Annotated in this window: 13 protein-coding genes; 3 read left to right on the top strand and 10 right to left on the bottom strand. The window is 62.9% G+C overall.

Features of this window, described 5'->3' with window-relative positions; genetic code table 11:
* Positions 1–95: 95 nt before the first annotated feature.
* Genes kdpB through kdpF form a run of 3 tightly spaced genes read right to left on the bottom strand, consistent with a single transcriptional unit; the run spans position 96 to position 3,981 of the window.
* On the bottom strand, positions 96–2,201 hold the full coding sequence (kdpB, locus tag AC1DWA_RS30225) for a potassium-transporting ATPase subunit KdpB (RefSeq protein ID WP_020908185.1): 2,106 nt from the start codon (positions 2,199–2,201) through the stop codon (positions 96–98).
* Complete coding sequence (kdpA, locus tag AC1DWA_RS30220; protein ID WP_019749015.1) at positions 2,198–3,883, bottom strand: potassium-transporting ATPase subunit KdpA; 1,686 nt, start codon at positions 3,881–3,883, stop codon at positions 2,198–2,200. Before kdpA ends, kdpB begins: the two co-directional genes overlap by 4 nt.
* Positions 3,883–3,981, bottom strand: a complete 99-nt coding sequence (kdpF, locus tag AC1DWA_RS30215; RefSeq protein ID WP_007731078.1) for a K(+)-transporting ATPase subunit F — start codon at positions 3,979–3,981, stop codon at positions 3,883–3,885. Before kdpF ends, kdpA begins: the two co-directional genes overlap by 1 nt.
* A 329-nt stretch (positions 3,982–4,310) precedes the next feature.
* Between kdpF and AC1DWA_RS30210 the strand changes: the two genes are divergently transcribed.
* Together AC1DWA_RS30210 and AC1DWA_RS30205 are read left to right on the top strand one after the other, a co-directional pair.
* Positions 4,311–5,729: an amidase gene (locus tag AC1DWA_RS30210; protein WP_042450174.1), complete on the top strand. Its 1,419-nt coding sequence runs from the start codon at positions 4,311–4,313 to the stop codon at positions 5,727–5,729.
* Positions 5,730–5,733: 4 nt separating this feature from the next.
* A complete protein-coding gene (locus AC1DWA_RS30205) occupies positions 5,734–6,288 on the top strand; it encodes a TetR/AcrR family transcriptional regulator (RefSeq protein ID WP_477847020.1) in 555 nt (184 codons plus the stop codon).
* A gap of 49 nt (positions 6,289–6,337) precedes the next feature.
* Here the strand turns inward: AC1DWA_RS30205 and era are convergent, their stop codons facing one another.
* The 5 genes from era to AC1DWA_RS30180 form a co-directional block, all read right to left on the bottom strand.
* Positions 6,338–7,255 (bottom strand): GTPase Era, encoded by a 918-nt coding sequence (era, locus tag AC1DWA_RS30200; protein ID WP_020908188.1) that lies wholly within the window; start codon positions 7,253–7,255, stop codon positions 6,338–6,340.
* 25 nt (positions 7,256–7,280) lie between these two features.
* Entirely contained in the window at positions 7,281–8,585 is a 1,305-nt protein-coding gene (locus AC1DWA_RS30195; RefSeq protein WP_256064288.1) for a hemolysin family protein, read from the bottom strand.
* A gap of 21 nt (positions 8,586–8,606) precedes the next feature.
* Complete coding sequence (ybeY, locus tag AC1DWA_RS30190; protein ID WP_003944525.1) at positions 8,607–9,149, bottom strand: rRNA maturation RNase YbeY; 543 nt, start codon at positions 9,147–9,149, stop codon at positions 8,607–8,609.
* A 48-nt stretch (positions 9,150–9,197) separates the two neighbouring features.
* The gene (locus AC1DWA_RS30185; RefSeq protein WP_019749020.1) at positions 9,198–10,286 is read right to left on the bottom strand and encodes a PhoH family protein; all 1,089 of its coding nucleotides are present in this window, start codon (positions 10,284–10,286) and stop codon (positions 9,198–9,200) included.
* A 112-nt stretch (positions 10,287–10,398) separates the two neighbouring features.
* Positions 10,399–11,094 (bottom strand): TetR/AcrR family transcriptional regulator, encoded by a 696-nt coding sequence (locus AC1DWA_RS30180; RefSeq protein ID WP_020908189.1) that lies wholly within the window; start codon positions 11,092–11,094, stop codon positions 10,399–10,401.
* Between the two features lie 128 nt (positions 11,095–11,222).
* Here AC1DWA_RS30180 and AC1DWA_RS30175 point away from each other — a divergent pair, with 128 nt between their 5' ends.
* The gene (locus tag AC1DWA_RS30175; RefSeq protein ID WP_092763355.1) at positions 11,223–12,827 is read left to right on the top strand and encodes an MFS transporter; all 1,605 of its coding nucleotides are present in this window, start codon (positions 11,223–11,225) and stop codon (positions 12,825–12,827) included.
* Here AC1DWA_RS30175 and AC1DWA_RS30170 read toward each other — a convergent pair.
* Together AC1DWA_RS30170 and AC1DWA_RS30165 are read right to left on the bottom strand one after the other, a co-directional pair.
* On the bottom strand, positions 12,819–13,595 hold the full coding sequence (locus AC1DWA_RS30170) for an alpha/beta hydrolase family protein (protein WP_021333395.1): 777 nt from the start codon (positions 13,593–13,595) through the stop codon (positions 12,819–12,821). The two genes, AC1DWA_RS30175 and AC1DWA_RS30170, sit on opposite strands and share 9 nt — an antisense overlap.
* Before the next feature lie 14 nt (positions 13,596–13,609).
* Positions 13,610–14,848 (bottom strand): L,D-transpeptidase, encoded by a 1,239-nt coding sequence (locus tag AC1DWA_RS30165; RefSeq protein WP_477847025.1) that lies wholly within the window; start codon positions 14,846–14,848, stop codon positions 13,610–13,612.

Genomic DNA, 14,848 nt, shown 5'->3' with positions numbered 1-14,848 from the left:
GGATAGATCACACCGAGAACGACCGTGAGTGCAAGTAATACGAGCAAACCCGCCCACACCTGTTTGGCAAAACCGATAGTGAAACGCATGTCAGGTCACCCAATTCCAGGAATCAAACGCACGACGAGATCGATCAACCAGATACCGACGAACGGTGTGATCACACCGCCGAGACCGTAGACGAGCAGGTTACGTCCGAGCAACTGCGATGCTGTCGACGGTCGGTATCGAACACCCTTGAGCGCCAACGGAATCAACCCGATGATCACCAAGGCGTTGAAGATCACGGCCGAGACGATCGCCGATTCGGGGGTGGCGAGCCGCATGATGTTCAACGCGTCCAGCTGCGGGTAGATGCCGCTGAACAATGCCGGCAGGATTGCGAAGTACTTCGCCAGGTCGTTCGCCAACGAGAATGTGGTCAAGGCGCCGCGGGTGATCAGCAATTGCTTGCCGATTTCCACTACCTCGATCAACTTGGTGGGATCGGAATCGAGATCGACCATGTTCCCGGCCTCTTTGGCTGCCGAGGTTCCCGTGTTCATCGCGACCCCGACATCCGCCTGGGCAAGGGCGGGCGCATCATTGGTCCCGTCACCGGTCATCGCGACGAGACGTCCGCCTTCCTGTTCCTTCCGGATCAGGGCCAGTTTGTCTTCCGGGGTGGCCTCCGCCATGAAGTCGTCGACGCCCGCCTCATCGGCAATCGCCTTCGCGGTCAACGGATTGTCGCCGGTGATCATGATCGTGCGAATACCCATCGCCCGGAGTTCGGCGAACCTGTCAGCCATTCCCGGCTTGACGACGTCGGACAACGCGATCACGCCGAGGATCGAGGTGCTCTCACCGTGCTTGACGGCAACTACCAGTGGTGTTCCGCCGGCTTGGGCGATGTCGTTCACGGTATCGGTCACCGCGGTCTCTGCATGTCCACCGCCACTGACGACCCAGTGCATCACCGCGTCTGCTGCACCCTTTCGGATTTGGCGTCCGGAGTGGTCGAGTCCGCTCATCCGCGTTTGTGCCGTGAAGGGAACGAACTCGGCGCGTTCCTCGTCGAGCGTCGGTTCGGCCGCGAGAGAGAACTCTGCTGCGCACAACTCGACGATGCTCCGTCCCTCGGGAGTTCCGTCAGCCAGGCTCGACAAGCGCGCTGCCGCAGCAAGATCGTCGGCGGATACGCCGGGTGCCGGGTGGAGCGCGGTCGCCCGGCGGTTGCCGAAGGTGATGGTTCCGGTCTTGTCCATCAACAGGGTGTCGATGTCGCCCGCAGCTTCCACGGCACGCCCCGACATCGCGAGAACGTTGCGCTGGACGAGGCGGTCCATGCCCGCGATACCGATTGCCGAGAGCAGCGCTCCGATGGTCGTCGGGATCAGGCAGACGAGGAGTGCGATCAGCTTGATCGGATCCTGCTCGTGCCCCGCGTACAAGCCCATCGGGCCGATGGCTACGACGGCGAGGAGGAAGATGACCGTCAACGACGCGAGCAGGATGTTGAGCGCAATCTCGTTGGGTGTCTTCTGACGCGAGGCGCCTTCGACGAGCGCGATCATCCGGTCCACGAACGAACTGCCCGGTGCTGCGGTGATTTCCACGACGATCCGGTCGGAGAGAACCGTCGTACCACCGGTGACGGCGCAGCGGTCGCCACCGGATTCACGGACTACCGGGGCGGATTCACCGGTGATCGCCGATTCGTCCACGGAGGCAATACCTTCGACCACGTCGCCGTCGCCGGGGATGACCTCGCCGGCAACCACGATCACCCGGTCGCCGACCACCAGTTCGGTGCCGGAAACCGATTCGATCGCACCGCTCATCGTGATCCGATGCGCTGTGGTGTCCTGCTTGACCTTGCGCAGGCTGGCCGCCTGAGCCTTGCCTCGCCCTTCGGCCACGGATTCGGCGAGGTTCGCGAAGATCACCGTGAACCAGAGCCACAGGGTGATCACCCAGGAGAACACCGAGGGATCGGCGATCGCCATGACGGTGGTGATGACGGAGCCGACGAACACCACGAACATGACCGGGTTACGCGCCAAGTGGCGTGGGTCGAGTTTGCGTACGGCCCCCGGCAACGCGGTGATCATCTGCCGCGGGTTGAATACGCCTGCGTGTACTTGACGGGACTGCCCTGGATCAACCTTGTCGGCAGCGTCTTGCGCTACCACGGGTTTCTCACTGATACGCACGGTCATTGAAGAGCCTCCGCTAGCGGGCCCAGCGCGAGGGCCGGGAAGAATGTAAGTGCAGCAACAAGAACGACGGTTCCGGTCAACAGGCCGGTGAACATCGGACCGGATGTGGGGAGGGTGCCGGCCGTCGGCGCCACCTTCTTCTGAGAGGCCAGCGCACCGGCCAGAGCGAGAACGAAGATGATCGGCAGGAATCGGCCTAGGAGCATGCAGATTCCGAGGGACGACTGGAACCAGTCGCTGGTGACGGTCAGACCGCCGAACGCGCTGCCATTGTTGTTCGAGGCGGAAGCGAAGGCATAGAGCACCTCGCTGAACCCGTGGATCGATCCCGGCGTGCCCGGATCTCCCCCGTTGCCTTGATAACCGGTGGTCGAACCGAGGATCACGGTGATGGCGGTACCGATCAGGACCAGTGCGGGCATGACCAGGATCGACAGCGCCGCAAGGGTTATCTCGCGTCGACCCAGCTTCTTGCCGAGGTATTCGGGCGTGCGACCGACCAACAGTCCGCCGACGAACACTGCGATCAGCGCCAGCACAAGAATCCCGTAGAGGCCGGTTCCGACTCCGCCCGGCGCGATTTCGCCGAGCAACATGTTGAGCAGGACCGCGCCGCCGCCGAGGGGCGACATGCTGTCGTGGGCCGAGTTCACCGCACCCGTCGACGTTCCCGTGGTCGCCACCGCGAACAATGCCGATCCGGGGATTCCGAAGCGAACTTCCTTGCCCTCCATCATCGAACCAGCTGCTGTGGCGGCAACACCGCGTGCGCCGGATTCGGCAGCGAGCGTCACCGCGAGCAGTCCGCTCCACAGGATTCCCATCACTGCGAGCAGGGTGAGGCCTTGCCTACGATCACCGACGAGAGTTCCGAATGTTCGTGTGAGGCAGACCGGAATCAACAGGATCGCCAGAATCTCGACGATATTGCTCAGCGGGGTGGGGTTCTCGAACGGGTGCGCCGAGTTGGCAGCCAAGATCCCGCCGCCGTTCGTGCCGAGTTCCTTGATCGCTTCCTGGGACGCGACGGGAGCTAGTGCATTGGTCACCGCATTGCCGTCGAGGCCGGTGGAGGCGAAACCGTTGTGGAACGACTGAATCACTCCCTGGCTCAACAGGATCAGGGCGATCACGAAGGAGAACGGGAGGAGGATGCGCAGAGAACCACGCGTCAGATCGACCCAGAAGTTGCCGATCTCGCCGCCCCGGGCAACCCGAATGAAGCCACGAACCAATGCGATGGCCACCGCCATCCCGACTGCGGCAGAGACGAAGTTCTGCACCGCCAGGCCGACGGGCTGAACGAAGTTGCTCATCGTCGTTTCCGGTGTGTACGACTGCCAGTTCGTGTTCGCCACAAAGGAAATCGCGGTGTTGAAGGCAACGGCAGGGCTGACGCCGGACAGTCCGTCACTCAGCGGTAGTACACCCTGAATCCGTTGGAGAAAGTACAAGAACAATGCGCTCGCCAACGAGAATCCGAGAACGCTTGCGGCGTAGCCGTACCACGTCTGCTCGGCCCGCGAGTCGATCCGGCCGACGCGGTAGATCACACTCTCGACCCGCAGATCTCGCGTCGACGTGTAAACGCGTGCCATGTAGTCGCCCACCGGAACGTAGGCAATTGCCAGAACGGCGAGGACAAAAGCGATCTGCAGGCCGGCTGCAAGAGCGGGCGACATCAGAACCTCTCAGGATCTACGAGTGCAACGAGCAGATAAATGACCAATGCCGCGGCGACGGCGATCAGAACCACGCTGACCACACCGGCAACCGTCATTTGGGAGCGCTCGCCTGTAGGGCGCGCAGCACCAGCGCGCACACGAGAAAACCACCGAGAATCAGAGCAACGTAGGCCAGATCGGCCATGAGCTTCCCTCTTCGAAATCTTTTGCCGTGCTGCTGTGCATCGCAGCCATGACGCTCGGTCGCCCTCGACCGGATGCGCTCTCTCAGCTTCGACCTCCAGAGAGGCCGATTCCGTGTCTCTGACGATCCACTTACGCACTGACCTGGCGTCTTGACGCGATCTTGACGCGGAACCCAAGTTCGCTAATACTGAAACAAGTTACTGTTCGTTCGAACGAACAGTTTTGCGAAGGGAACCTGATGACTTCTCGAACCGACCACGATCTCGCCCCCGGCCTTGTCGACCAGGTTGCGAGTCTGGCTTCGGGTGCTACCTCGTCCGTCGCGGCCACGGAGGCAACGCTGAGCCGGATCGAGGCCACTCAGCCTCACCTCAATGCGTTCAAGATCGTGCGGCGCGAGAAGGCACTCGAAGAAGCTGCCGAGGCCGACAGGCGTCTCGCACTCGGCGAGCGCCTACCTCTTCTCGGCGTGCCGATCGCAGTGAAGGACGACGTCGACATCACCGGCGAACCCACCGCCTTCGGTTGCCCTGGCGATTTCCCGGCCAAGACCGAGGACTCGGAGATGGTTCGACGCCTCCGCGACGCCGGCGCAGTGATCGTGGGCAAGACCAACAGCCCGGAACTGGGCCAGTGGCCGCTCACGAGCGGTTCAGCCTTCGGTTACACGCGCAATCCGTGGTCGCGTCACCACACTCCAGGCGGATCGTCGGGCGGCACCGCGGCGGCCGTCGCTGCCGGATTGGTCAGCGCCGGAATCGGTTCCGATGGAGCCGGTTCCATCCGAATCCCCGCGGCCTGGACCAACCTCGTCGGAATCAAGCCGCAGCGCGGGCGCATCTCCACCTGGCCCGACGCCGAAGCCTTCTACGGCCTGACGGTCAACGGCCCGCTCGCTCGCACCGTCGCCGACGCGGCACTGTTGCTCGACGTCGCTGCCGGCAACCATGACGGCGATCTCCACAAGCCGACACCGGTCACCGTCAGCGACGCGGTGGGACGCGACCCCGGAAAACTGAAAATCGCTCTTTCCCTTCGTAATCCGTTCACCGCCACTCCTGTGAAGCTGGACCCGGAAGTGCGCCTGGCGGTTCATTCGATCGCCGACACGCTGCGGGAACTCGGACACCACGTCGTCGTCGACGATCCCGCATACGGCCTGATCTTCGGCCTGAACTTTCTGCCCCGCTCACTCGTCGGGGTCCACGACTGGCTCGGACGCGTTCCCGACCCGACACTGGTCGATGCCCGAACACGCGGAAATGCACAGAACGGCAAGCTACTTCGTGGTGCGCCACTGCGCGCGGCCCGCGCGGCCGAACCGCGGATGCGAAAGCGGATCGGAGCGATCTTCGACACCTACGACGTCGTCCTGGCACCCACGACGGCAACTCCACCGATCATGGCGACGGCGATCGACGGCATCGGTGGCTGGGACACCGACAAGGTCATGACCGGCGCCTGCCCGTACGCGTGGCCGTGGAACGTCCTCGGCTGGCCCTCGGTCAACGTGCCGGCCGGATTCAGCAAGGCCGGCCTGCCCATCGGTGCGCAGTTGATGGGCAACGAGAACACCGAACCTCTGTTGGTCTCCCTCGCTTCACAATTGGAATCGGTCCTGCGTTGGGATCAGATCCGCCCCGAGCCGTGGTGGTGACCCGATGAGTAACCGGGACGTTCGCGAGCGAATACTCGACGCCGTTCTGCACGTCGTCGGTACCGACGGCATCCCGGGTGTGAGCAACCGGCGCATCGCCGCGCAGGCCGGCGTCTCACTCGGATCGATCACGTATCACTTCGCGAGCCAGTCGGACATGCTCCGCGCTGCTCTGTCTCGTTTCGTGACAGACGAGACGACGCGCCTGCGCGCCTTGGCCGAGGAGTACCGCCACAAAGGTCTCAGCGTCGAGGATGCCGCGGCAATAGCTGAGAAGGTGACGCGAGATCTTTCGTTCTCGGCCGAGCGGATCGCGCCGTTCGAGATGTACATCGCCGCCGGCCGCGACCACGAACTCCATGAAGTGGCGGTCGAATGCTTTGCCGCCTACGACGATTTGACCGTCACGATTCTGACGGCACTCGGCGTACCGGATCCCGAATCGATTGCATCGACGCTCGTTGCCGTCATCACTGGACTCCAACTCCGACGCCTGGCCACCGGCGTCGACGAGCAGGACATCGGCGCGGCGATCCTGAGGGTCATCCGGCCCCTGTGAGTGGTTAGGCAGTCCCTGGACTCCTTAACCGCTCACGGGGCCGGAGGCCCTAGAAGCCCAACCGGCCGAGCTGCTTCGGGTCGCGCTGCCAGTCCTTGGCGACCTTGACGTGCAACTCCAGGAAGATCCGCACACCGAGCAGCTTCTCGATCTGCAGGCGCGCACTGGTACCGACTTCCCGCAGACGCGCTCCGCCCTTACCGATGACGATGCCCTTCTGGCTGGGCCGCTCGACGTAGAGCAACGCGTGGACGTCCAGCATCTCGCCCTGCTTCTCCGTGCGTCCTTCGCGCGGGATGACCTCCTCGATCACCACGGCCAAGGAGTGCGGCAATTCCTCACCGAGACCCTCGAGCGCAGCCTCACGGATTAGTTCGGCCATGAGCACCTCTTCGGGCTCGTCCGTCAATTCGCCGTCCGGGTAGAAGGCCGGGCCCTCGTCCATCAGACCGGCGAGGACGTCGACCAGGATCTCGACCTGTTCGCCCGACTTCGCGGACACCGGAACGACCTCGGATTCGGGGCCGAGCACGGTGGACAGCGCAAGCAACTGCTTTCCGACGGCGTCGCGGCTGACCTTGTCGATCTTGGTGACGATGCCGACCAGCTTGGTCTTGGGCGCCATCTGACGGATCTGCTGCACGATCCAGCGGTCTCCGGGCCCGATGGCCTCGTCGGCCGGGATGCACAGGCAGATGACGTCGACCTCGGAGTACGTGTCACGAACCAGGTCGTTGAGGCGCTGCCCGAGCAATGTGCGCGGCTTGTGCAGTCCAGGGGTGTCCACCAGGATCAGCTGCGCATGCTCGCGGTGAACGATGCCACGAATCGTATGGCGCGTCGTCTGCGGGCGCGAGGACGTGATCGCGATCTTGCTGCCGACCAACGCATTGGTCAGCGTGGACTTACCCGTATTGGGTCGACCCACGAAACACACGAAGCCTGACCGGAATTCGTTCTTGCTCATAACTTGCTCCTCGCTGAACACTCGCTCAGTCATCGGTGTCTTCTGTCTCTTCGTCTTCGGACCGCGGGATACGCTGCACGAACACCGTGCTGATGCGTACCCGGCCTCGGCCCGTGTTGGTTCCCTCACCGCGCAGGATCAAACCGTCGTATTCCACCTCGGAACCAGGAAGCGGAACTCGGCCGAGCACGTATCCGATCAGCCCGCCGACGGTCTCCACCTCGTCGAGTTCGAGTTCGAGATCGAACAATTCGCCGAGGTCTTCGATGGGAAGCCTCGCGGATACGCGGAACATTCCGTCGCCGAGATCCTCGATGGGCGGCGTCTCGTCCTCGTCGTACTCGTCGGCGATCTCACCGACGATCTCTTCGATGACGTCCTCGATCGTGACCAGCCCGGCGATTCCGCCGTACTCGTCGACAAGGATCGCCATGTGATTGCGGTCGCGCTGCATCTCGGCCAGCAAGCTGTCGAGTGGCTTCGAGTCGGGAACGAAGACCGCCGGCCGCATGACCTCGCAGACGTTGACGTTCCGGCCGCCGTCGGGCAGGTGATAGGTCTGCTTGACCAGATCCTTGAGGTAGACGACACCGAGCACGTCGTCGACGTTCTCCCCGATGACCGGCAAGCGCGAGTGACCACTGCGCACGGCCAACGACGTCGCCTGTCCGGCATTCTTGTCATTTTCGATCCACACCATGTCGGTGCGAGGCACCATCACCTCGCGTGCCGACGTGTCTCCGAGTTCGAAGACGGACTGGATCATTCGGCGTTCTTCGTCGGCGACGACGCCGCGTTCCTGCGCCATGTCCACGAGTTCACGCAACTCGATTTCCGAAGCGAACGGACCGTTGCGGAAGCCCTTACCCGGGGTCAAGGCGTTACCCACGAGGATCAGGACGCGACTGATCGGCCCGAGCAGAACACCGATCCACAGCAGTGGTAACGACGCGGCCATCGCGATGGAGTACGCATGTTGGCGCCCAAGCGTTCTCGGTCCGACACCGATGACCACGTACGAGACGAGAACCATGATCACCGCGGTGACGGTCAGCGCCCAGCCCAACGAGAGGATGTCGATCAGACCGCCAACTAGTACGACGGTGGCCGTGATCTCGCACAAAATGCGAAGCAGGACCATCAGATTCACGTATCGCGGACGATCGGTCAGAATGCGCTGCACGCGCGCGGCGCCGGCTCGCTCTTCCTTTGCCATCTCGTCGATGCGCGCCGACGAAATGGTGTTGAGCGCCGAGTCGACGGCCGCGAAGACACCACCGACCGGGACAAGAGCAATCGCCAGAACGAAGAGCGCTATGGCGCTACTCACTACAGAACCCCCGGATAACTGTTATCGGTCCACTCCGTCGACGAAACCGGTCTTACCGAGCAGCTTCTGATCGCGTTCGGCCAGTGCTGCTTCGCGGTCGATACGGCGAAGGTCTTCGTACCACTCTTCGAGGAGGCTGTTCTGCAAGCCGAACATCTCCTTCTCCTCTTCCGGCTCCGCGTGGTCGTAGCCGAGGAGGTGCAACACACCGTGGACGGTCAGGAGGGCAAGTTCGTGAGCCAGTGAATGCCCGGCCTTGTCAGCCTGATCCGCGGCAAAAGACGGACACAACACGATGTCACCGAGCATCGACGGTCCCGGCTCCGGGGAATCAGGACGGCCACCCGGCTCGAGTTCGTCCATCGGGAATGACATGACGTCGGTCGGGCCCGGCAGGTCCATCCAGCGAACGTGCAGATCCGCCATCGTCGCGGAGTCGACGAGAACCATCGACAGCTCGGCCGCCGGATGGACATCCATCCGAGCGATCACGAAACGGGCAACGCTGATCAACTCCGGTTCGGAGATGTCCATGCCCGATTCGTTCGAGACCTCGATGCTCATGTGCGACGCTCTTTCCTGGGAAAAGTAGGGGTTGATGCGTCGATCAGCCTACCGTCGCGGTGAATGAGCATGTGCAGCGCGGCGCTGCGCCCGGTTTCCGACCGCTAACTCGCCGGACCGATCCGATTCGTGACGCTCGTAAGCGTCGACGATGTGGGAGACCAGCCGATGACGTACGACGTCACTGCTGTCGAGGGTGGCGAAATGAATATCGTCGATCCCGGTGAGGATTTCGGATGCCGCACGCAGACCCGAACGGGCCCCACCAGGTAGATCGACCTGGGTCACGTCTCCGGTGACCACGATCTTGGAACCGAACCCGAGACGGGTCAGGAACATCTTCATCTGCTCGGCCGTGGTGTTCTGCGCTTCGTCCAAGATGATGAAGGCATCGTTGAGCGTCCGGCCGCGCATGTAAGCGAGCGGAGCGACCTCGATGACTCCGGCCTGCATCAACTTCGGAATCGCCTCGGGATCCATCATGTCGTGCAATGCGTCGTGCAGCGGGCGCAGATACGGATCGATCTTCTCGTGCAGCGTGCCGGGCAGAAAGCCCAGTCGCTCGCCTGCCTCGACTGCCGGCCTGGTCAAGATGATCCGAGAGACCTGCTTGGCCTGCAACGCCTGAACGGCCTTGGCCATGGCGAGGTAGGTCTTGCCGGTGCCGGCCGGGCCGACTCCGAACACGATGGTGTTCTCGTCGATGGCGTCGACGTAGCGTTTCTGGTTGAGGGTCTTGGGCCGAATCGTCTTGCCCCGACGCGAAAGAATGTCGAGGGAGAGCACCTCGGCCGGAGACTCGCCGACCTCGTTGGTGAGCATGCCGATGGTTCGTCGAACAGCATCCGGTGCGATGGGTTGCCCCCGACCGGCCAGCGACGCCAATTCACTGAACACACGTTCTGCCAGCGCAACGTCTGCAGCCGTCCCCGACAAGGAGACAGTTCCGCCACGTACATGAATGTCGGCACGAAGCTCACGTTCGATCGCGGTGAGATTCTCGTCCGTCGCCCCCAGGATTTGACGCACGGTCTCCGGCGCCAGATCCATACTCGAACGGACGGTGCGCTCTGCGGGCAGAGCGCGATCGGTGATGGTGGTTACACGGTTCCCGTCGAGTTCACTGTGTTCACTCACGTGGTGAATATGGCCTGCTTTCTGGTCCGATCAGCCCACTCGACTCGTGAGCCTCGATACTTCGAAGTCTAGCGCCAGAGTCGGACACGGCCCACTTGTTAATCGTCCCGGCCTAATCCTCGCGGCGACCGGACGGCAGCGATTCTCGGATCCATTCCGACGCTTCGGCGACGACCTCGGCGCTTCTGTCCGGACTGATACCCGCAATGACCAGGCACACGGCGGCAAAGGATTCGCCAGAGTCCGTGATGAGCCCACTGTTGGCCTGATCGAACAAAGTGATCGTGATCGCCTCGGTCATCGCTACCAGAGTCTCTGCCGGCAGGTATGTCGAGAAGGTGCCGTCACGCTGACCTCGCTCGACGACGCTGATACTCACGGCGCGCGCGGGCTCCATCAAATCGAGAATCCGCTGCTCCCCCAACTCTTTGCGGGCAAAACTGAGCAACATCCGGAATCGATCTCCGACCGGCCATGACAGCAATGCCAGTACGGCAGTCGCCAGATCCGGGCGCTCGGGCGGCTCACCGGCTTGGCTCAGCGCAGCAACGAGATCGGTCGACGCCTCGTCCACGATGCCGTTGATCAGCGCCTCACGGCTGTCGAAATGCGCGTACACGGTTCGTCTGACCACACCGGCAGCCTTTGCGACGTCGTCCATGCTCGCATCCGGATCAGCAGCGAACGCCGTGATCGCCGCCTCGATGATGCGATTGCGATTCGCCGCGGCCTGACTACGACGCTGCCTTCCGCCCGATTCGGCAGTTCCCGAAACGACTGTGCCCGAATGCGTCAACGCGCGTTCCACCTCTTTCGACTGCCCAACTGTGATCTAGGTCAATCATAGTTGCACATCGGTGTGCAAGTTATTAACTTACACATCAGTGTGCAAATAGATCGAGGAGTCTCTTCGATCATCAGGAACGGAGTCGCGTCATGACGACACTCATGAGCAAACCTGTCTCGGAGATGGACCAGCCGTACTCACGGCGATGGGCCGCGCTCGGGGTGTTGTGCCTGAGTCTGCTGATCGTCGTGATGGCGAATACCGCGCTGATCGTCGCGGCGCCGGACATGACCAGAGACCTCGGGCTCACCAGCACGCAACTGCAATGGGTCATCGACGGCTACACAGTCCCCTACGCCGCGCTGATGTTGCTCTTCGGCGTGATCGGTGACAAGTACAGTCGCCGCGGAGCGCTTCTGGCCGGACTCGCCGTGTTCGCCGGCGGCGCCGTCTTCGGCAGTATCGCGGACACCACCAACGCCGTCATCGCGGCACGAATGATCATGGGCGTCGGCGCCGCGATCATCATGCCCGCGACGCTTTCGCTTCTGGTCGCTACCTTTCCCAAAGCCGAGCGATCACGCGCCATCGCGGCGTGGGCGGCGACGTCGGGTCTGGCGATTGCCCTCGGCCCGCTGTTGGCCGGATGGATTCTCGACAGCCATTCCTGGAGCATCACTTTCCTGATCAACGTCCCGATCGCCGCAATCGCTGCCGTCGCCGCCGTAATCCTGGTGCCGCCGAGCAAGGCCGAGCACCTGGGCCGGATCGACTGGATCGGCGGAGCACTCTCGGTGGTCACCATCGGCTCGCTCGTGTACTCGATCATCAACGGATTCCACTTCGGGTGGACCGGCGGACCCATCGGCGCCGCCATGCTCGCTGCGATCGGCCTCGTCTCGTTCGTCGTCTGGGAACTGCGTCACCCGCAGCCACTGCTCGACGTCCGCAAACTCGGCCAGCGCATGGTCGGCGGCGCGACACTAGCCGTACTTCTGCTCTTCCTGGCCGCCTTCGGTGCCATCTACTTCATCTCACAGCAGTTCCAGTTCATCCTCGGCTACGGCGCACTCGAAACCGGTGTTCGTCTGCTGCCCTTGGCAATTGCCGTTTCGATCGGCGCCGTGGTCAGTGGCCGGATCACTCCGCTGATCGGCGTCCGGGCATCCATCGTCGGCGGCATGGTCGTCGCCGCGGTCGGTGTTCTGATTCTCACGCAGGTAGACGGCGATTCGGGCTACTGGATGTTCGCTGTCCCACTGATCCTGCTCGGCCTGGGCATCGGCTTGAGTGAACCGCCGGCCACCGACGCCATCATGGACAACTTCTCCGAGGACGATCTCGGCGCTGCTGGTGGCCTCAACGACACCGCCATCGAACTCGGCGGCTCTCTGGGAATCGCGATCCTGGGCTCGATCCTCGCTGCGAGCTACAAGGATTCGATCGCAGGATTCATCAGCGGTATGCAGGTTCCACAGTTGACGGGTGAGCTGGCGCAACAGGCCGCGTACGCGATGGAGGTGTCGGGAGAATCCGTCGGCGGCGCTTCGTTGGTCGCCGAAGAGATGGCAGGCAACCCCTTGGCTGCAGCTCAGGCAGCGCCGTTGCTCGACGCCGCCGGCAGTGCCTACGCCGACGCGATTTCGGCGGCCAGCTGGGCGGGCGGCCTTGCACTGTTCGTGGGGGCAGTTGTCGTGGCGTTCATCCTGCCGGGCAAGAAGGCCCCTGCGCAAGAAGGCCCCGTGTCAGTCTGACGTGCTCGGAGCCAGCGGGTCTTCGGCGAGAACCAACTCGCGGGATACCCGCCAGGACTCGGTCGAGGGTGAGAGAAATGCGTCGTGCCCTTCGCCCTCGATCACACGCAGTGCCACGGGATCACCAGCCGCTTCGGCAGCCTTCGCATACCGGGAGCTCACCTTGGCCGGCACCTGCAGATCCTCCGCACCCGTGACGCACACAACGGGAACGCCGATCGGCAGTCGATGCTGTGGCGACGCATTGCGATACAGATCCGGGTCCGCTTCGAACGGAACGCCGAACAGATCCTCGATGAAGCTGATCCGTCGTCCACGCTCGCCTGCCGACGCCAGATCGAGTGCGGCAGCCTGCGCGATTACCCGTTCAGGCCGGGTGAACGTGTCCTTCTCTCCCGCCAGCCACACTGCAAGATGTCCGCCGGCCGAATGCCCGAGCAGGCGAATCTGATTCAGATCGAATTCGGCCGAGGACTTCGCGGCAACCAGTCCGGGGATTTCGTCGTACGCCGTTTTCACGTCGGCGGACATTTCCGGCCAACCACCGCCCGCCCCGAGGCGGCGGTATTCGATGTTCCACACTGCGACGCCGTGCCGCGCGAGTTCGACGGCAAATGCGGTGCCCAGATTCAATCCGTACTGCCCGCTCCAGAAGCCGCCGTGGATCTGCATGACGATCGGGATCGGGCCGTCAACCGCCTCGTCGGGAACGTAGAGATGCCCGAACTGTTGCTCGTGTCGGCCGTACGGAATCTTGAATCGAGGCACCGAGGAAATCTATCTCAGGCGAGGGCGCTGCCTGCGGCCCAGTCTGCCCACGAGAGGGTCCAGTCGCCGTTCTGCCACACCTCCAGCGGAGCCCCGCCGGTGTTCTTGATCTCGACGACATCTCCTGGCTGCGAGAAATCGAAGAACCATTTGGCATTGGCCGCACTGAGATTGAGGCAACCGTGCGAGGTGTCGGTGTTTCCCTGCGCCCAGACGGTGCTCTCCAACTCGTGAAGATAGATACCGTCCGTGCTGATGCGGGTGGCCCAGTTGATGGATTCCTTGTAGCCCAGGCGCGAGTTGATCGGCAGACCGTAGGTCGACGAATCCATGATGACGGGATTGGCCTTGTCCATCACGGTGTACGTGCCGGGCTGGGTCCAGAACGAGAGCGTCGTGCCGCCGATCGTTTCGGTGCCGCCCATTCCCATCGAGGTCGGCATCTCCTTGATCACCTGACCGTTTTCGTAGACGGTCACCATCTTGGTGTTGTCGTCGGCGACCGAGACGTGGGAGTCGCCGATCTTGAAGGACACGGTGTCGTCCTGTTGGCCGTACAGTCCGTTGCCGAGTTGCTTGCCGTAGATGTTCGCGTTCACCGAGACCGTCGTGCCTGGTGCGTAGTAATTCTGCGGACGCCAGTGAACATTCTGACCGTCGACCCAGTACCACGATCCTTGTACGGGCGGATTGGTGGTGACCACCAGAGACTTCTCGGCCGCGGCTTTGTCACCGATCAACTCGTCGAAATGAACGGCGACGACCGTGCCGACGCCGTACGTGCCACCGTCCGAAATCGAGGCGCCACCGGTGGTGTTGATGTACGCGCGAGTCTGATTACTCGGCGCGACGGTGGTCAGCGTCGTGTTCTTGGTCGTGGCAACACCATTCGCGTCGACGGCATCGACGACAAGCTTGTAGGTCTTGCCGTATCCGAGTGGTTCGCTCGGCTTCCAGGACGTCTTGTCAGGCGTCGTGATACCGGCGACTTCCTTACCTTCGGGATTGGTCAGCGCGACGGTCGTCAGTGTTCCCTTCGCGACCTGGACCTCGATGGGATCGAGGGGGCTCACGGGGGTTCCGCCGTCGGCGGGAGTGACGGTGACGAGCGCCTCGCTGGACGGTGTGGTGGTGACGGCATTACCGGAAGAGCCCGGGTTGTCTCCGGTGGAGACCGTGCACCCCGCAACCAGCATCATCGCCGCCGCGGCACACACCGCTCCGGCAATTCGCATATGCGCACGTGACAACAT

Source organism: Rhodococcus sp. P4_F3_2, assembly GCF_056401335.1.
The sequence above is the reverse complement of the archived record's forward strand: the minus strand, read 5'-3'. Positions and strand labels throughout refer to the sequence as shown.

What these genes read in the sequence shown, in the direction of transcription:
- AC1DWA_RS30165 (WP_477847025.1), bottom strand. Translation starts at nt 14,848, where the DNA reads ATGTTGTCACGTGCGCATATGCGAATTGCCGGAGCGGTGTGTGCCGCG.
- ybeY (WP_003944525.1), bottom strand. Translation starts at nt 9,149, where the DNA reads ATGAGCATCGAGGTCTCGAACGAATCGGGCATGGACATCTCCGAACCG.
- kdpB (WP_020908185.1), bottom strand. Translation starts at nt 2,201, where the DNA reads ATGACCGTGCGTATCAGTGAGAAACCCGTGGTAGCGCAAGACGCTGCC.
- kdpF (WP_007731078.1), bottom strand. Translation starts at nt 3,981, where the DNA reads ATGACGGTTGCCGGTGTGGTCAGCGTGGTTCTGATCGCCGTCGCCGCG.
- AC1DWA_RS30205 (WP_477847020.1), top strand. Translation starts at nt 5,734, where the DNA reads ATGAGTAACCGGGACGTTCGCGAGCGAATACTCGACGCCGTTCTGCAC.
- AC1DWA_RS30210 (WP_042450174.1), top strand. Translation starts at nt 4,311, where the DNA reads ATGACTTCTCGAACCGACCACGATCTCGCCCCCGGCCTTGTCGACCAG.
- era (WP_020908188.1), bottom strand. Translation starts at nt 7,255, where the DNA reads ATGAGCAAGAACGAATTCCGGTCAGGCTTCGTGTGTTTCGTGGGTCGA.
- AC1DWA_RS30175 (WP_092763355.1), top strand. Translation starts at nt 11,223, where the DNA reads ATGACGACACTCATGAGCAAACCTGTCTCGGAGATGGACCAGCCGTAC.
- kdpA (WP_019749015.1), bottom strand. Translation starts at nt 3,883, where the DNA reads ATGTCGCCCGCTCTTGCAGCCGGCCTGCAGATCGCTTTTGTCCTCGCC.